Annotated in this window: 17 protein-coding genes; 9 read left to right on the forward strand and 8 right to left on the reverse strand. The window is 69.5% G+C overall.

Translation table 11 applies throughout. The annotated features are described in order from the left end of the window. The first annotated feature begins 176 nt into the window (after positions 1-176). Positions 177-524 carry an STAS domain-containing protein gene (locus BLW75_RS08390; RefSeq protein ID WP_241784079.1) on the forward strand — a complete coding sequence of 116 codons (348 nt, stop codon included), beginning with the start codon at positions 177-179 and terminating at the stop codon, positions 522-524. A 22-nt stretch (positions 525-546) separates the two neighbouring features. Then, positions 547-1,797, forward strand: a complete 1,251-nt coding sequence (locus BLW75_RS08395) for a PucR family transcriptional regulator (protein ID WP_034323006.1) — start codon at positions 547-549, stop codon at positions 1,795-1,797. A 5-nt stretch (positions 1,798-1,802) separates the two neighbouring features. On the opposite strand, the gene BLW75_RS08400 is transcribed toward BLW75_RS08395, so the two are convergent. Next, on the reverse strand, positions 1,803-2,132 hold the full coding sequence (locus BLW75_RS08400) for an STAS domain-containing protein (protein ID WP_241784078.1): 330 nt from the start codon (positions 2,130-2,132) through the stop codon (positions 1,803-1,805). A gap of 143 nt (positions 2,133-2,275) precedes the next feature. Here BLW75_RS08400 and BLW75_RS08405 point away from each other — a divergent pair, with 143 nt between their 5' ends. Beyond that, a complete protein-coding gene (locus BLW75_RS08405) occupies positions 2,276-3,214 on the forward strand; it encodes a universal stress protein (protein WP_034323002.1) in 939 nt (312 codons plus the stop codon). Between the two features lie 10 nt (positions 3,215-3,224). Here the strand turns inward: BLW75_RS08405 and BLW75_RS08410 are convergent, their stop codons facing one another. Then, complete coding sequence (locus BLW75_RS08410; protein WP_034323000.1) at positions 3,225-3,584, reverse strand: hypothetical protein; 360 nt, start codon at positions 3,582-3,584, stop codon at positions 3,225-3,227. Positions 3,585-3,654: 70 nt separating this feature from the next. Between BLW75_RS08410 and BLW75_RS08415 the strand changes: the two genes are divergently transcribed. After that, the gene (locus BLW75_RS08415) at positions 3,655-4,734 is read left to right on the forward strand and encodes a carboxylate-amine ligase (RefSeq protein WP_034322999.1); all 1,080 of its coding nucleotides are present in this window, start codon (positions 3,655-3,657) and stop codon (positions 4,732-4,734) included. A gap of 79 nt (positions 4,735-4,813) precedes the next feature. Here the strand turns inward: BLW75_RS08415 and BLW75_RS08420 are convergent, their stop codons facing one another. The 4 genes from BLW75_RS08420 to BLW75_RS08435 all read right to left on the reverse strand — a co-directional run bounded on the left by BLW75_RS08420 (position 4,814) and on the right by BLW75_RS08435 (position 9,672). Next, positions 4,814-5,284, reverse strand: a complete 471-nt coding sequence (locus BLW75_RS08420; RefSeq protein ID WP_034322997.1) for a DUF6098 family protein — start codon at positions 5,282-5,284, stop codon at positions 4,814-4,816. 151 nt (positions 5,285-5,435) lie between these two features. Beyond that, the gene (locus BLW75_RS08425; protein WP_034322994.1) at positions 5,436-6,359 is read right to left on the reverse strand and encodes an alpha/beta hydrolase; all 924 of its coding nucleotides are present in this window, start codon (positions 6,357-6,359) and stop codon (positions 5,436-5,438) included. Then, positions 6,346-8,370: a CocE/NonD family hydrolase gene (locus tag BLW75_RS08430; RefSeq protein ID WP_034322992.1), complete on the reverse strand. Its 2,025-nt coding sequence runs from the start codon at positions 8,368-8,370 to the stop codon at positions 6,346-6,348. The genes BLW75_RS08425 and BLW75_RS08430 overlap by 14 nt, the downstream gene beginning before the upstream one ends. A 3-nt stretch (positions 8,371-8,373) precedes the next feature. Further along, positions 8,374-9,672, reverse strand: a complete 1,299-nt coding sequence (locus BLW75_RS08435; RefSeq protein ID WP_034322989.1) for an ATP-grasp domain-containing protein — start codon at positions 9,670-9,672, stop codon at positions 8,374-8,376. 74 nt (positions 9,673-9,746) lie between these two features. On the opposite strand from BLW75_RS08435, the gene BLW75_RS08440 reads away from it, so the two are divergent. The 3 genes from BLW75_RS08440 to BLW75_RS08450 are packed head-to-tail and all read left to right on the forward strand — an operon-like array spanning position 9,747 to position 13,387. Then, positions 9,747-11,261, forward strand: coding sequence for an FAD-dependent oxidoreductase (locus BLW75_RS08440; RefSeq protein ID WP_034322986.1), 1,515 nt, complete (start codon positions 9,747-9,749; stop codon positions 11,259-11,261). Continuing rightward, the gene (locus BLW75_RS08445) at positions 11,261-12,358 is read left to right on the forward strand and encodes a carboxylate-amine ligase (protein WP_034322982.1); all 1,098 of its coding nucleotides are present in this window, start codon (positions 11,261-11,263) and stop codon (positions 12,356-12,358) included. Before BLW75_RS08440 ends, BLW75_RS08445 begins: the two co-directional genes overlap by 1 nt. A gap of 18 nt (positions 12,359-12,376) precedes the next feature. After that, on the forward strand, positions 12,377-13,387 hold the full coding sequence (locus BLW75_RS08450) for an iron-containing redox enzyme family protein (protein ID WP_034322979.1): 1,011 nt from the start codon (positions 12,377-12,379) through the stop codon (positions 13,385-13,387). On the opposite strand, the gene BLW75_RS08455 is transcribed toward BLW75_RS08450, so the two are convergent. Together BLW75_RS08455 and BLW75_RS08460 are read right to left on the reverse strand one after the other, a co-directional pair. Next, on the reverse strand, positions 13,355-13,570 hold the full coding sequence (locus BLW75_RS08455) for a CDGSH iron-sulfur domain-containing protein (protein WP_034322975.1): 216 nt from the start codon (positions 13,568-13,570) through the stop codon (positions 13,355-13,357). The genes BLW75_RS08450 and BLW75_RS08455 overlap by 33 nt on opposite strands. Then, positions 13,554-14,246 (reverse strand): methyltransferase, encoded by a 693-nt coding sequence (locus BLW75_RS08460; RefSeq protein ID WP_091597168.1) that lies wholly within the window; start codon positions 14,244-14,246, stop codon positions 13,554-13,556. Before BLW75_RS08460 ends, BLW75_RS08455 begins: the two co-directional genes overlap by 17 nt. Before the next feature lie 360 nt (positions 14,247-14,606). Here BLW75_RS08460 and BLW75_RS08465 point away from each other — a divergent pair, with 360 nt between their 5' ends. After that, a complete protein-coding gene (locus tag BLW75_RS08465; protein WP_034322973.1) occupies positions 14,607-15,038 on the forward strand; it encodes a DUF4383 domain-containing protein in 432 nt (143 codons plus the stop codon). Between the two features lie 28 nt (positions 15,039-15,066). Then, positions 15,067-16,032 carry a glycosyltransferase gene (locus tag BLW75_RS08470; RefSeq protein WP_034322971.1) on the forward strand — a complete coding sequence of 322 codons (966 nt, stop codon included), beginning with the start codon at positions 15,067-15,069 and terminating at the stop codon, positions 16,030-16,032. Positions 16,033-16,057: the final 25 nt, after the last annotated feature.

Consider the following 16,057-nt stretch of genomic DNA (forward strand, 5'->3'; position numbering starts at 1 on the left):
GAACCACAAGGCTGCTACGGTTGACCCGTCGCGGTTCAGACACCAGCCGCCGGATCCCTTCTTTTCCGGGTCCGGCCTGTCCACCGGGCAGCGGCCGGACCCCGTACCGGCAAGGAGTCAACTTGACCGATTACCGCGCTCCCGCTTCCGATCCGCCTCGGTCGGCTCGGAGATTCGTGTCGTCTCTCGACATTTCGATCACCGCTTCCGCCGGTGACACGGTGGTCGCCGTCGCCGGCGAGATCGATCTCGGCGTCTCGGACGACCTGCGGCGGGCACTGGACGAGGAGCTCCGGTTCAAGCCGTCGGCGCTGATCGCGGATCTGTCCGCGGTGACCTTCTGTGATTCGTCCGGCTTCACCGTGCTGGTCCAGGTCAGGGCGAAGGCCGAAGAAGCCGGCGTCCCGTTCATCATGGTCACCCAGGAGCGGGCCCTGTTGCGCCCGATGGCGCTGCTCGGCCTCGACGCCGTCTTCATCGTGCACCCGACCATCGACTCCGCGCGGGACATGCTCACTCGCTGACCGGCTGTCATGATGGACGGTTGTGACGGGTGACAAGGATCCGGGTTTCCGTATCGGCGGACGCCCACTGGCGGAACGGCTGACCGAAGTCCTGCCGTCGCTCGCGAAGACGGTGCTCGCCGAGATCGTCTCCCGGATCCCCGAGTACGGTCTGCTGCCCGCCGAGGAACTCAGCGGCGACATCACGCACGTGATCGAGCAGAACCTGCGTTCGTTCATCGACACTCTGCGCACCGGGTCCACGCCGACGCGGGAGGAACTCGACTTTCTCCGCGAGTCGGCGGCCCGGCGTGCGGAGGAGGGCATCCCGCTCGACATCGTGCTCACCGCGTATCACATCGGTATCCAGGTGGTCTGGGCGTCGCTGACGCCGGACGCGCGCCCGGAGGAGGTCACCGACGTCCTGGCCGTCAACGCGCTGACCTTGCGTTACCTGGAGGTGGTCACGCCCGTGGTCGGCGCCGGATACCTCGACGAGCGGCAGACGATGTTCGACGACGAGCGGTCCGCACGGCACACCCTGCTGTCCGCGCTGCTCGACGGCGAACCCGCGGAGGTCATGGCGGGGCAGGCCGGACTGCGGATGCCCCCGTGCTACCTCGTGCTCGCGGTGTCGGTCGGGGCGCATCCGGACGAGGAGGCCGACGGGGTCGACCCGCTGGTCGCCGGGCGGCGGAAGCTCCGGCGGCTGCGGGTCGAACTGGAACGCCAGATCCGGGGCACCGTCCTGACCTCGCTCACTCCTGAAGGGGGCGTCGCCCTCTTGCCGCACGAAACGGCGGCCTGCGACTTGACGGCTCGTGACTGGGCGTGGCTGACGCGCGTCCTCGCCGACGTCACCCGTACGGCGGGTGCGGACGTCATCGCCGGTGTGGCCGCCGCCGAACCGTCCGGGGTGCCGGCCGCGGCGGGGCTGGCACAGGACGTGCTCGCGGTCGCCATCGGATCCGGACGGTCCGCCGGGCTGTACCGGCTCGACGACGTCCTGCTCGAATACCAATTTTCCCGTCCCGGACCCGCCCTCGACCGGCTGGCCTCCAGGCTGGCGCCGCTCGACGGCAACGAGGAACTCCTGCAGACGCTGGAGACCTTCCTCCGCCGGGGAGGGCGGCGGCAAACCGCCGCCGCCTTGCACGTCCACCCCAACACGGTCGATTACCGGCTGCGCCGGATCGCCGACCTCACCGGACTGGATCCCACCCGGCTCGAACACGTCGCCCTGGTGAGCGCGGCGCTCGCCGCCCGCGCGACCATCGGCCGAACCCGCTCGTGACCTCGTCACAAGGTGTGGAGGCCGCCGCCCTCGCAGAGGTCGAGCATCCGGCGGGCGGACCGGCATTCACCGGGGAAGACGAAGAGGCGTGTGTGGCTGTCCTCGGCCAGTAATTGCGCCCGTTCGAGCACCCGGATCCCCGTCGCGCCGAAGAACTCGAGTTCGGACAGGTTGAGAATGAGCGTGGTGCCGCTGCTGTGAAGCCGCTGGGCGAGCATGTCCCACAGCGGCGGAGCGGTCCCGAGATCGATCTCGCCGTTCGCCTTGACGACGGCGGTCCCCTTGGTCGGCCTGCTCACCTGCAGCCGGAGACGTCCCCGAGGTTCGGAGGCCACTGGGGAGGCGCGCTTCTTGTCAAGCGCGCGGGGCGTCGACAGGGAAGTCATGTAGTGAAATACCCAGGCACGCGGTCCGGTGAAACCGATCGCTTGAAGACCGCCTGAAGCGGGTATCACCAGCGCGTCGGAGGTGATGTCCCATGTCCGCTGCACCAAGCGGCCCCGGGCCGGTCGTGACCGGCTTCGACGGGTCGCCCGAGGCCCGCCGCGCCGTCCGCTGGGCGGTCGCCGAGGCGAAGACCCGCGGCCTCGGCCTGGTCCTCGCGTACTGCACCCATGACCGGCTTCCCCCACCCGGCTCGGACCCCGTCGCGACCCCGCTGAACGAAGCGGTTCCCCAGGCCGCGGACGACGCGGCGGAAGTGGAACCTGTTCGACGGCAACTCGCTTCGATGGCCGAAGCCCTCCAGCGCTCCGACCCTGACCTCCACGTCCGCACGGTCGTCCGCGGCGGCACGCCGGAGGAGGTCCTGACCTCGGTCGCCGACGAGGTGGACGCGGCGATGATCGTGCTGGGCGAATCCCACACCGGACTGTTCGCCAGGACGGTCCTCGGCTCGACCGAATCCGGCGTGACCAAGACCGCCGGACGTCCCGTCGTGGTCGTACGCGGGGACGAGCCTCCGCCGGGCGCACCGGTGATCCTCGGCACCGACGGCACTGAGCAGAGCGCGCAGGCGGCGGGGTTCGCGTTCGACTTCGCAGCCCGTCACGGGCTCACCGTGCACGCGGTCCACGTCGCGCGGATGCCGATCTGGGGGCCGGCGAGCGAGCCCCTGCTCGGTGGCCCGGTACTGGATCCGGCCCCCGGCCTCCCCCAGGAGGTCGCCGACGAACTCGTCGCCCGCCAGCTCGAACCGTGGCGCGAGCGCTATCCGGATGTCCCCGTGGAGACGGTGCACGGGGTGGGACCCGCCGCGCAGGCGCTGACCGTGCAGTCCAGCGAGGCCGCCCTGCTGGTGCTCGGCCGGAGTGATCACGGCGATCTCCGGCGCCTGCTGCTGGGCTCGGTCAGTGACGACGCGTTGCACCACGCGCACTGCCCGGTGGCGGTGGTCCGCGCTCAGCCGATCGGCTGAGCACCGAGCGTCACGAAGAGGTCAGTTCTCCGAGTGTCCTCTGGGAAACTCGCAGTTCAGCGGCCAGCAGGAGGCCGCCCGTACGAGCCTGCGCGAGCGCGTAGCCGACCTCGGAGACCTTGTCCCAGGCCTCGCCGGGCGTGTCACCCGCGCCCACCTGGCCGGCTAGCAGGCCCTCTTCGAGCTGTTTCTGCAGACCCGGCAGGACGTTGACGAGGTCGTCGGCGAGCCGCTGCAAGGCCCCGATGGTGCGGCAGAGGTCGGCGGGCGAGGCGGGCTCGTCGTCCCGCAGCCTGGTGTACAGATGACGAACGACCGACCCGGCCTGCGCGGCCAGCAGGTACGGCGGCTCCTCCGAGTTCGGTCTCATGCCCTGAAATACCCCGTCCGCGACCTGCGAAAACACGTTTGTGCCGAGAGGACCGGGGGTATCTGCGGTTGTGAACAAGGACGTACTCACCTTCGGGGTCGAGGAAGAGTTCTTCGTGGTGGACCGGACCGGTCACCTTTTCCCGGCAGGCGACGCCGTCGTCGACGCCGCGGACGAAGAAGAGGGCGAACTCCAGCGAGAACTCACCCGCTCCCAGGCAGAATCGGCCACCGGCATCTGCACGACCCGGGACGAGGCCGAACGGCAGTTGTCGGCGCTGCGGGCGGAACTGGCCAAGGCCGCCGCCCGGCGGGGCTGCCTCCTGCTGCCCAGCGGCAGCGCGCCGCTCGCGGAGACGGCCTTGCCCGCCATCACCCCGAATCCGCGCTACGAACGGATGTCCGAACATTTCGGGGCGACCGCCAGGACTTCGCACACCTGCGGCTGTCACGTCCACATCGCCGTCCCCGACCGCGAAACCGGGATCCGGGTGATCAACCATGTCCGGCCCTTCCTGCCCGCGCTGCTGACCGTGACCGCCAATTCGGCGATCTGCGACGGGTACGACACCGGGTACGCCAGCTGGCGCTACCAGCAATGGAACCGCTGGCCTTCGGCCGGTTCACCGCCGCTGTTCACCTCGCTGGACCACTACGAAAGCATCGTCGACGCCTGGCTCCGGGCGGGCGCCATCCTCGATCGCGCGATGGTCTATTGGGACGTGCGGCTTTCCGAGAAGCAGCCGACCGTGGAGTTCCGGCTCGGCGACGTCGCGGCCACCGCCGGTGAAGCGGCCCTGTTCGGGGTGCTGATCCGCGGGCTGGTCGGCACGATCCTCGCGACGGAGGAGCACCCGCAGAGCCTGTCCAACGAGGTCCTGCGGGCGCAGATCTGGCGCGCGTCACGGGAAGGCCTCTCCGGCCGCTGCCCGCATTTCCGCACCGGTGACCTCGCTCCGGCGAGCGACGTGCTCGACGACGTCGTCACCTTCGCGGCCGGTGCCCTCGAAGAGACGGGTGACCTCGATTTCGTCCGCGACGGCTGCGCCCGGCTCGCCGCCGAGGGCAGTGGGGCGGACCGGCAACGGGCCCGGTTCGAGAAGCGGGGACGCCCGGAAGACGTCGTGGACCTCCTCGCCGTCCAGCCGTAACTCGCGTGATCAGAGCCGTAACTCGCGTGCTTGGAGGCGTAACTCGTGAGTTGCGCCTCTGATCACGTGAGTTACGCCTTCAAGCACGCGAGTTACGGCCCGGCGCACGGGTGTTCAGCTCCGGCGGGCGGCGCAAGGGGCCCCAGTCCGAGTCGTGCTGGGCATTGTCGCGCAATAGTTCGCGAGCTTCGCCGAGAACAGCGGTGGAGATCCTCGCGACGGGTTCGGGGTCGGTCAGCAGCGGCTCGTTGTCCGGGCCGGAGCCCACGATCCGGCCCGCCAGCACCCAGGGTTTGGTCTCGCGACGGCGTTCGTGCCGGAGGTGACAGTAGTCGTAAAGCCGCCTGGCCAGCCAAAGTTCGAGCGGCTGGTCGCGCCACCATGGTTCGGGATCGAGGGGGTTCACCGAAAGGCCCGGCAGTTCCGCGCCGGTGAGTTCGTCCCGGCTCGTGCCGGGGCGGTGTTCGGGGGTCGGCGCCCAGCGGATGTACAGACCGTCCCGCCGCCGGACCAGCGCGGCCAGTTCCCCCAATGACTCCAGCTGCTGCATCGAACGCTCCCCGACGACGGATGGACACGGTGACCGGCGCGCCGGCGTCCCTGCTCCGCCGGGGCTGCCCACGCCGGTCCACCTCACGGCCGGTGGACGTACAACCTCGCTGCACCGGCCGTTGCCTTCCGGTTACCCGCTCTTCACGCGCCTACACCCCTTTCACGAGCGCTCGGTCCACGAGATGCGCGATCTCCTCCAGCGCCAGCTTCGCTTCCGGGATCGAGGCCAGCATCCACGCGTGGATCATGCCCTCGTACTCGTGGTAGCTCAGCGGTACGCCTTGCTCGGTGCACAGCGTGTGGAGGCGGCGGGCGTCGGAAAGGAGGACGTCCTTCGTTCCGATGTAGACAGTGAGCGCCCCGAGCCCCGAAAGGTCCCCGGACAGCGGGCTGAGCCTGGGATCGGTACGCGGCAGCTGTCCGCTGTAGAGCCTGGCGGCCTCGTTGAGTCCGGTGAGCGCGAGGTACGGGTCGCGCTCGTCCAGCGCGGGTTGCGCCGGATGGCTCATCGTCAGGTCGAGCCACGGCGACAACAGGACGGTCTCCTTGGGCACCGGCCGTCCTTCGTCCCGCAACGCCTTGGTGAGCGCCAGCGCGATCCCCGCGCCGGCGGAATCCCCCATCACGATCTGCTCCTCCGGGTCGGCACCCGTGGAGAACTCGTCGTAGGCGCGGCGGACGAACGCGGTGGTCTCCGGGCACTGGTGATCCGGGGCCAATGGGTAGATCGGCACGGTGACCGAGCAGCCGGTGCGGTCGATCAGCCGTCCGAAGAACCGCCAGTGGTCGTGCTGGATCTGGTGCACGTAGGCACCGCCGTGGAAGTACAGCACCTTCTTGCCGTTCCCGCCGCCAGGTGGCTCGATGAGATAGCAGGGGCGTCCGTCCACTTCGGACCGGCGAACGTCGAACCGGCGCCTGATCGAGCGGATCGGCCCCCGATCCCCCTTGGCCTGGCTGCTTTCGATGCTCCGGCGGAATCGGTCGAGCTCGGCGTAGGTGCGCTTCCGGCCGGTGAGGCGCAGCCACGCGAGCAGCGCCTTCGCCGGAAGACTCGTCTTAGACCAGGTCACGGGGAACCGTCCGATGCCAGTTGCGGGAGAACGTCCTTCGCTCCCCTTCGTATGCGTCGAGCTGTGCGTCGATCACGAATTCGGTGGGAGTGCAGGAAACCCGGGTGCGGGTCTCGGACCGCGCTTCCCAGTCACCGCGGGCGAAGGTCATCGACCAGGACGTCTCCGCCACCGGGGAGCAGAAGTCGTCGGCCACCCACGAGTAGGTCTCGAAGACGTTCCTGGTGACGTCGAGATCGATGTCGTCGAACCGGACCTTGCCCTCGTTCTTGACGATGTCGAGCGAGGACCGGTAGTCGATCAGGTCACGCGAGACCGTCCAGCGCTGCTCACCGGGCTCGATCTGGGTCGCGGGCAACGGCTCCGCGCCTTCGGGTTCGCCGAACGGCCGCGCCGGGACCTCGTCGGCCTCCGCCATCGGCCGGACCGGCAGCGTGAGCGCGCTCTGTCCGGTGTGGACGGTCACCATCGCCGGTTCCGGCGGCGGCCACGCCAGCGGCCAGTACGACGACGAGAGCGACAGCCGGATGCGGTGCCCGGCGGGGAACACCTGCGCGACGGCGTTGAGCTCGACGCGCACCCGATACCGTTTGCCCGGTTCCAGCGGCTCCGGGTCTTCGTGCCCGTCCCGGTGGGTCAGGTTCAGCAGCCCGTAGGTCACGCGCGTGGCCCTGCCGTCCGGGGCGACGTCCGACAGCCGGACGGCGACCTGCGCCACCGGTTTGTTCGCGGAGACCTCCAGCTCCACCACCGGCGAACCGAGGATCTCACACGGCTCGGTGAGTTCGTCGGTGTCGAAGACGAGCGAGCCGCCGTCCTCCTCTCGCTGGTCGTACGGCAGGTCGGGCGGGGCACTGTAGGAAGCCCACTTCCCGGCGAACTGCCCGACGGACAGCGGCGACTCCACCGACAGGTTCTCCTCCGGGACGTCCTCACCCGGCCGGGCGATCCGGTGCCGAGCGAGCCGGTGCTCGGACGGGTGCACATGCGGCGAAGGCCAGGACGGCTCACCCACCCAGCGGCCGGGGCGGTCCTCATACGAGGTCGACGGCGGCACGCTGTCCTGCATCCAGGTCTGGAGCATCGGCCCGTCCATGACACCGTTCTCGACGTCCTTCAGCCAGTGATCCCACCAGCGGACCAGTTCCTGCAGGTAGCCGATGGCGGGGCCGGGCCGTCCGAGATGCGGGTACTTGTGGGACCACGGCCCGATCAGCCCGCGCCGCGGCACGTCGAGATTCGCCAGCAGCCGTGAGACCGCGTTCGAGTATCCGTCCGCCCAGCCGCTGGAGGCGAGGACCGGTACCTGGACATCGCTGTAGTTCTCGCAGACCGACGCGTGCCGCCAGTAGTCGTCCCGGCGCTGGTGGCTCAGCCATTCACCGGCCCAGAGGCTGCAGTTCTCCAGCCGTTCGTGCCACAGCTCCCGCCACCGTTCACCCGCGAGCGCGGGGTCGGGCGGCAACGTGGCGTAGGCGAACATCGTGGAGGCTTCGGCGACGTTGTCCGAGAGCAGGCAACCGCCCATGTAGTGCATGTCGTCGGAGTAGCGATCGTCGGTGAACGACGAGATCGCGATCGCGGTCAGGCTCGGCGGTTTGCGCGCCGCCACCTGCAACGCGGCGAACCCGCCCCACGAGATCCCCATCATGCCGGTCCGGCCGGAGCACCACGGCTGTGCGGCGATCCACTCCAGGACTTCCTCCGCGTCGAGCTGCTCCCGTTCGAGGTACTCGTCGGTGAGCACGCCCTCCGACTCCCCCGAACCACGGATGTCGACGCGGACACAGGCATAGCCGTGCCCCGCGAGGTACGGGTGGTGCACGGAGTCCCGCACCGAGGTCAGGTCGCGGTGGCGATACGGGATGTACTCCAGGATCGCGGGGACCGGCTCACCGTCCGAAGCGACCGGCCGCCAGATCCGGGCCGACAGCCGGACGCCGTCGGAGACCGGGATCCAGACGTGGTCCTCCTCGGTGATCTCGTACGGCAGCGAGGCCACCGTCCGCATGGGCTATCCCTCCTCGAAGTCGAACCGCAGCGCCTCCACGCACCGGCGGTATTTGCTCTCCATCTCCCGTTCGGTCTGCGCCGCGACGAAGATGTGCGCGAGCTCGTAGCTGTAACTGTCCTGTTCGGGCAGGTCGGAGAGCCGGATACCCTTCTCGGCCACCGTCTCGATTTTCACCCCGGGGATTTCCGCCTCCAGGTCCGCGATCTCGCCGCGGGTGGGCACCCGGGTGACCAGCCCGTCGCGGAAGCGGCGGTAGTACCACTTGCCCGCGATCCGGTAGTCGCCCCGGTTCCGCCGGGTCCGGGGATCCTGACCGAGGCCCAGCTGGACCATGATCTGGTGGTTCGCCACCCCGTCGACGTATTCGAACAGCTCCGCGTGGGACTGCGAGTGCCGAGGGTTGATCTCCAGCAGGCAGGCCTGCCCGGATTCGGGGTGGCAGAAGAACTCGATGCTGAACGTGGCGTTGTCGAAGCCGATCTGCTCCATCACGCGGACGGAGATCTCCTTCATCCGCTCGACGGCGTCCTCCGGCAGCTGGGACGGGTACTGATGCCGGAGGAACGAGGTGGTATCGGGGTAGTTGATCGAATCGAGCACACCGTAGACCGTGACCTGTCCTTTGTAGACATAGCCTTCGGTCGCGGCCTGCACGCCGTTGAGCTCGCCTTCCGCGAGGCACGCGGCTCCCCCGGCGGCGGCCACCTCGGCCGGGAGGTCGACCGTGGCGAGGACGCGCTCGAAGGGCTTGCCGACCCTGTCCACACCCGCCCGGATCTCGGCGACGGCCTTGGCGAACTCGTCCTCGTCGCCGACGTGGAAGGCCAGCTCCGACGAGAACGACTTCACCGGCTTGAGCCACATGGGGTAGTCGACGCCCTCCGGCGGCCGGGGATCGTCCTCGTCCAGGTCGACGATGCCGAACGCCGGCACCTCGTCGATCACCTTCGACTGTTCGAGCCTGCTCCAGTACTTGTGCTCGCATTTCAGCACGGCCTCGAGCGAAACACCGGGAAGACCGTACTTCTCGCACAGCATGGCCACCATCGTCGAAGACGGGAAGTCCCAGTAGCTGACGATCGCGTCGATCGAGCCGTCGAAGGCGTCCAGCTGCGCCTCGGCCTTCTCCACGAGTTCCACGATCGGGATCTCGCCGTGCTGGAGTTCCTCGGGCGACAGCAAGGCGTGGAAGCGATACCGGTCGGCGCCGGGAATTCGTCTCAACACCTCCTCATTGCTGTCGTCGAGACCGATGACGAAGATGTTCTTTTCCTCTGGGGACGTGGAGGATGTGGTCATAGGCCAGTGCTACCCGCTCCGAAGTTCCGGAAAACCCTGGTTTGCCCCTGTCGCCGCCCGGGAATCCGGCCGTCATGACGGAGTTGCCCGGAACGCGTTCACTGTGGCTCGACACCGCTCCCGCTCCCGACCGCACGGGAACGCCGTTGCCGTCGGAGGTCGACGTCGCCGTGCTCGGCGGCGGTATCGCCGGGCTCACGACGGCGTACCGGCTGGCGAGGGCCGGGCGTTCGGTCCTGGTGCTGGAAGCCGGCCGCCTCGCGGCAGGAGTTTCCGGCCACACCACGGCGAAGATCAGCACCCAGCACGGGCTCAAGTACGCCACGCTGGCCAAGACCAAGGGTTCCGAAGCCGCCGCGATGTACGCGTACACGCAGGCGGCCGCGTTGGACTGGATCGCCGCGGCCACGGCCGAACTCGGCGTCGACTGCGGTTTCACCCGCGCCGACAGTTTCGTCTACACGACCCATCCCGGGACGGTCGAAAGCCTCGAACGGGAGGCGGAAGCGGCCGCCGAGGCCGGGCTCCCGGCCTCCTACGTCACCGAGGTCGACCTCGACGTGCCCGCCCTCGGCGCGGTGAAGTTCGCCTCACAAGCGCACTTCCACCCGCGCCGCTGGCTGCTCGCGCTGGCGGACGAGATCGAACGCGCGGGCGGGACGATCGTCGAAGGTGTGCGTGCGGAAGGCGTCGACGAACTCGGCGGCGTCAAGGTGCGCACCAGCTCCGGCGAAGTACGGGCGGGCGAGGTCGTGGTGACGACCCACTACCCCGTTTTCGACCGCGGACTGTTCTTCGCCCGGCTCGACCCGGTGCGCGACCTGGTGGTCGCCGGGCCGGTCGAAGGCAACCGCCCACCGGAGGGGATGTACCTCGACGCCGACACCCACCATTCCGTGCGGAGCTACCTCATGGACGGCGTCCCGTACGCGGTCGTCGGCGGCGAGCATTACCGGGTCGGCGACTCCGTCGACGTCGAAAGCCGTTACGAACGGCTGGCGAGCTGGGCGGGCGAGCACGCGGCCGTGCATCGCGTCACCCACCGGTGGTCCGCCCATGATCTGTCTACTTTGGACTCTGTACCGTACGTGGGGCGTTATCACCCGGCGAGCCGCCACCTCTGGGTCGCCACCGGCTTCGGCCAGTGGGGCATGACCGGCGGCACGGCGGCCGGGCTGTTGCTCGCGGATCTCCTCACCGGACGCGACAACCCGTCCGCGGGTCTCTACGACCCGAACCGCTTCGACCTCCGGTCCGCGATCTCGACCGTCGAGAACAACGCCACCGTGGCGAAGTTCCTGGTCGGCGACCATCTCAGCGCGTTGCGCAAACCCGCATCCGTGGAAGAGCTCCTGCCCGGTGAGGCGAAGGTGACCCGTGATGGCGGCGAACTCGTCGCCGCCTACCGCGATCCGGGCGGCGAACTGCACGCTGTCGGGGCCCACTGCACGCATCTGGGCTGTCTCGTCGCGTTCAACAACGCGGAGAAGACCTGGGACTGCCCTTGCCACGGTTCGCGGTTCGGTCTGGACGGGTCGGTGATCCAGGGGCCGGCCGTCCGCGCGCTGCCGAAGAAACGGGAGCGGTGATGACCGGCATCGGTATCGAAGAGGAGTTCCTGCTGGTCGACCCCCGGACCGGGGTGAGCTGTCCTCGGGCGGAGGCGGTGCTCGAACGGCACCGGATCTGCTGTCCGCTGCCGGACGGTGCCGCGGTCCACCGCGAACTGCGGCCGACCCAGATCGAGGCCGCCACCGGGGTCTGCGAAACGGCCGACGAGCTGTACGAACACCTGACCGCCGGGCGCCGCACGCTCGCCGAAGCGGCCGCGGGCGAGGATTGCGCCGTCATCGCCGCCGGCACTCCCCCACGTCGTTCACCCGAGCGCGACTACGGCTCCGACGACCGGTTCGGCAAGGTCGACGCGCTGTACGCAGGCGTGGTCAAGGCGTATGAGGCCTGCGGATGTCACGTGCACGTCGGGGTACCCGACCGCGAGACCGCGGTCGCCGTCGTCAACCACCTGGGTGAATGGCTGCCCACCTTGCTGGCGCTGTCGGGCAACTCGCCCTTCGAGGGCGGTCGCGACACCGGTTACGAGAGCTGGCGGATGGTCGAGCAAAGCCGTTTCCCCGGCTCGGGCGTCGCACCGTACTTCGCCGACGCGGCCGCCTACGAGGAGCAGGTCGGACGGCTGGTGGACTGCGGTGTCCTCGTGGACGAGAACCAGACCTTCTGGCTCGCGAGGCCGTCCGCTCGGTGGCCCACCGTCGAGGTCCGCGCCGCCGACACCGCGTCCACCGTGGACGAAGCCGTCCTCCAGGGCCTGCTGACCCGCGCGCTGGTGTGCACCGCCCTCACCGAGCTGGACCGCGGCGTGGAGGCCACGCCGCTGGATCCGCAAATCGCCGCCGCCGCGGTGTGGTCGGCCGCGCGTCACGGTCTTTCGGGGCCGGCCGTCGACCCGGTGGCGGGCAAACCGGTCCCGGTGGGCGATCGGGTCGCCGCGCTGCTGGCGCATGCCAAGCAGGCGCTGGAGGAGACCGGTGACGCGGACCTCGTCCGCACCCTTCTCGGGCAGCTGGAACGGGAGGGTACCGGAGCCGAACGGCAGCGCCGGGCCGCCGCCGACGGCGAGGTCGCGGTCTTGCGGATGCTGACCGAAGAGACGGTTCCGCACGCCTAGACCGGGTACTCCCGGGATATGACGACGATCGACCGTGAGGTGGCCGCGAGGCTGCCCGAGATCCGCGGCCCGCTCTCGGCCGCCGTGGTGGACACCCTGGCAGGCGGACGCCGTGACGACTTCGACCTCGAAACGGCGGCCGGCGCCGACCCGTTCGGTGAAGACCTGCAGGTGGCGCTGCACGTCTGCTACGAGCTGCACTACCAGGGCTTCGACGGCGTCGACTCCGCGTGGGAATGGGACCCCCGGCTGCTGGGCTTCCGGTCCGTTCTGGAGCAGACGTTCCTCGACGGCATCCGAGCAGCCGTACCCGGTGGGGACGACGTCGGCGGGTTGCTGGACGAGTTGCTCGTCGAACCGGTCGACGGCAGCGGCGTTTCGCACTTCCTGCGGGACGAGGGCGAATGGTGGCATGTCGAGGAGTACTTCGCGCACCGGTCGATCTACCATCTCAAAGAGGCCGACCCCCACGCCTGGGTGATCCCGCGGCTCCGGGGCAGGGCCAAGGCGGCGCTGGTCGCGGTGGAGTTCGACGAGTTCGGCGGCGGGCGAGCCGAGCAGGCGCATTCCCGCCTGTTCGCGGATCTGCTGAGCGCGGCCGGCCTGTCGTCCGGATACCTCGCCTACCTAGATCACGTCCCCGCGTGCACGCTCGCGACGGTGAACATGATGTCGCTGTTCGGCCTGCACCGGCGCCTGCGCGGCGCGCTCGTCGGGCACTTCGCCGCCGCCGAGATCACCACCGCGCCCGCCGCCCGGCGTATGGACCAGGCGCTAGAACGTCTCGGCGGGGCCGCCGAATGCCGGTACTTCTACACCGAGCACATCGAGGCCGACGCGGTGCACGAACAGGTGCTGCGGCACGACGTCGTCGGCGACCTGCTCGACCGTGAGCCGGAGCTGGCGGCGGACATCGCACTCGGAGTCCAAGCCACCGAACTCCTGGAGGGCCGGCTGACCGAGCACCTGCTGGGCGCCTGGTCAGCCGGGGAAAGCTCACTCCTGAGGCCGCTGCACCCCTTGCCGTGAACGGCGGCGGTGGCTGGTGTCGCAGAACGGGTAGCGCTTGCTGCGGCGGCAGGCGCACAGGGCGACCACGAAGCGATCCGAGGTCACCGTCTCGCCGTCTTCGGTGACGATCTCGACCGGCCCCTCCACCAGGAGGGGCCCGCCGGGTTCGATCCGGACCCTGGTCTCACGGCCGGTCGGCACGGATCACCACCAGTTCCTCGTGGCGCTGCTCGGCGCCGATCAGGCCCGCCGCTTCGAGGAAGGCGGCCCGTGCCCGCATGACGGGGCCGAAGGGGATCGACCGGGTGGCGACCACCGAAGGCGTCATTCCGGCCGCCCGCAGTTGCTCCAGCGACTTACCGGGGTCGGCGACCGCGGAGTGGACGATCATCAGGTAGCCGCCCGGCGCCACCAGGGACGCCGCCCCGGCGCACACCTGGTCGAGCACGATCCGGCCGTCCGGCCCGGCGTCCCACGCCCGGGCGGCCCCGGCCGCGGGCACCGGGGACGGCACGTACGGCGGGTTCGCCAGCACCACGTCGAACGGACCACCGCGCGCCGCTTCGGCCAGGCCGCCCAGAAGCGGCCGGACCGGAAACCCGCGCAGCCGCGAATTGACCCAGACCGCGGCCAGCGCGCGCCGGGAGATGTCCACCGCGGTCACCGACCCGGCGCCGTGCGCCGCGGCCGCCAGCGCGAGTGCACCGGTGCCGGTGCAGAGGTCGAGAACTCTCGCCCCGGCGGGCATTCCTGACGTGCTCAACGCGCTCGCCAGCATCCAGGTGTCGTGTTGCGGGCGGTACACCCCCGGCGGTCGCAGCAGCCGGGGCCGCGCCGGGGCGAGTGGAATCGCTGCTGCATTGGAGATCGCGGTCATGTCCCCTCCGGGTTCGCCGATGTTGCTCCCGGCTACCCCGGTCGTGCGGTGCCAAACGTCCACAATGGCCGGCGCTCCGAGGGTTGGAGGCGGCTGGAAGGGGGTAGCCGCAGGGACAAGCGACCGAAGGAGCCCCCGATGGAGAAGAAGGCCGACCCCGGCGAGAAACGGGACGAGGAAGAGCGCGAAGAGGTTCGCGGGGAGCAGGGCACTTCGTCCGGCGACCCCCACGACGACACCGACCCGCAGTCCGGCTGAGCCGGTACGCGGAACTCCTCCCCCGGCTCGCCCGGCCGGGGGAGTTTCATGGCGTCTTCACGGGGTATCCGACGGGCTCGCGGCGAGACGGAGGCGTTTCCGATGAACCTGCGTACGACAGGCTTTCTTCTGCGACCGGTGGTGCTGATCGTCGCACTGGTCCATCTCGTCTTGGGTGTGCTCGGCTTCTTCTTCCTCCCCGAAGCGAACCAGGCGGGCGAGAACACCCTGTGGATCTTCAGCGCGACCGGCATGTTGGACGTCATCCGCACCGTGCTCGGTGTGCTCGGTCTGGTCGCGGTGATCAAACCGTCCGCGATCCCGGCCTACTGCTGGATGGCTTTCGTGGCGTTCGCCGGGTTGACCGCGTTCGGGGTGCTTTCGGCGGGGACGGACCTGTCCGGTGACGCGGTCAATCTCAACTGGGCCGACAACACCCTCCACGCGCTGAGCTCGCTCGCGGCACTCCTGGTGGGTATCGCGGCCACTCGTGTTTCCCGGCGAAAGCAAAGTAAGACAAGGGAAAACGTTTAGTCCGTTCACAACGGGCAACTTGGCGGATATGACGAAAAAGGTCCCGCTCCGGATCCTCCTGTGGCACGTTCACGGGTCCTGGACCGAATCCTTCGTGCAGGGCGGCCATCGCTACCACTTGCCGCTGCTCGCCGAGGGCGGGCCTTGGGGACGCGGGCTCAGCGGCCGTGACTGGCCCTCCGCCGAGGAGGTCCCGGTCGACGATCTGAAAGAGCTCGACGTCGACGTCGTCGTCCTCCAGCGGCCCGAGGAGATCCAGCTGGCGGCGCGGTGGCTGCGCCGCCGCCCCGGCAAGGAAGTGCCCGCCGTCTACGTCGAGCACAACACGCCGCGGGAACACGCGGCCACCACCCGGCACCCGCTGGCCGACCGGGACGACATTCCGCTGGTCCACGTCACTCATTTCAACGAACTGATGTGGGACTCCGGGAACGCGCCCACGGTGGTCGTCCCGCACGGGATCCCCGATCCGGGTGAGCGCTACACCGGGGAACTCCCCCACGGCGCCGCCTTGATCAACGAACCCGCGAGGCGTGGGCGGATCACCGGGACCGACCTGCTGCCCGCTTTCGCCGAGATCGCGCCGGTCGACGTGTACGGGATCGGCAGCGAAGACCTCGAAGGCCGTCACCCCGCGGTGCGTCCCGGCGGCGACCTGCGCAGCCGGGAACTGCACGCCGAGGTCGCCCGGCGCCGTGTCTACCTGCACACCGCCCGATGGACGTCGCTGGGGCTCTCGCTGCTCGAAGCGATGCACCTCGGCATGCCGGTCGTCGCACTGGCGACCACCGAAGCCGTTCTCGCGGTCCCGCCCGACGCAGGTGCCGTCTCGACGGACATCGAGGTACTGGCGCGGGCTTACCGCGAATTGATCCATGAACCCGATTTCGCCGTACTGGCGGGGAAATCCGCACGCGAGTTCGCGTTGAGCCATTACGGGCTCGACACGTTCCTCGACCGCTGGGACGCCCTGCTGACCGAGGTGACCGCTTGACCACGCCGATCGCGGCGGGAAGGAG

The sequence above is a fragment of the Amycolatopsis lurida genome, from assembly GCF_900105055.1.
Taxonomy (GTDB): Bacteria; Actinomycetota; Actinomycetes; order Mycobacteriales; family Pseudonocardiaceae; genus Amycolatopsis; species Amycolatopsis lurida.

Bases quoted from the DNA above. Each gene is read 5' to 3' on its own strand.
- BLW75_RS08445 (WP_034322982.1), top strand. From the start codon at position 11,261: ATGACCGGCATCGGTATCGAAGAGGAGTTCCTGCTGGTCGACCCCCGG.
- BLW75_RS08430 (WP_034322992.1), bottom strand. From the start codon at position 8,370: ATGCGGACGGTGGCCTCGCTGCCGTACGAGATCACCGAGGAGGACCAC.
- BLW75_RS08420 (WP_034322997.1), bottom strand. From the start codon at position 5,284: ATGCAGCAGCTGGAGTCATTGGGGGAACTGGCCGCGCTGGTCCGGCGG.
- BLW75_RS08465 (WP_034322973.1), top strand. From the start codon at position 14,607: ATGAACCTGCGTACGACAGGCTTTCTTCTGCGACCGGTGGTGCTGATC.
- BLW75_RS08470 (WP_034322971.1), top strand. From the start codon at position 15,067: ATGACGAAAAAGGTCCCGCTCCGGATCCTCCTGTGGCACGTTCACGGG.
- BLW75_RS08450 (WP_034322979.1), top strand. From the start codon at position 12,377: ATGACGACGATCGACCGTGAGGTGGCCGCGAGGCTGCCCGAGATCCGC.
- BLW75_RS08440 (WP_034322986.1), top strand. From the start codon at position 9,747: ATGACGGAGTTGCCCGGAACGCGTTCACTGTGGCTCGACACCGCTCCC.
- BLW75_RS08405 (WP_034323002.1), top strand. From the start codon at position 2,276: ATGTCCGCTGCACCAAGCGGCCCCGGGCCGGTCGTGACCGGCTTCGAC.
- BLW75_RS08410 (WP_034323000.1), bottom strand. From the start codon at position 3,584: ATGAGACCGAACTCGGAGGAGCCGCCGTACCTGCTGGCCGCGCAGGCC.
- BLW75_RS08435 (WP_034322989.1), bottom strand. From the start codon at position 9,672: ATGACCACATCCTCCACGTCCCCAGAGGAAAAGAACATCTTCGTCATC.
- BLW75_RS08460 (WP_091597168.1), bottom strand. From the start codon at position 14,246: ATGACCGCGATCTCCAATGCAGCAGCGATTCCACTCGCCCCGGCGCGG.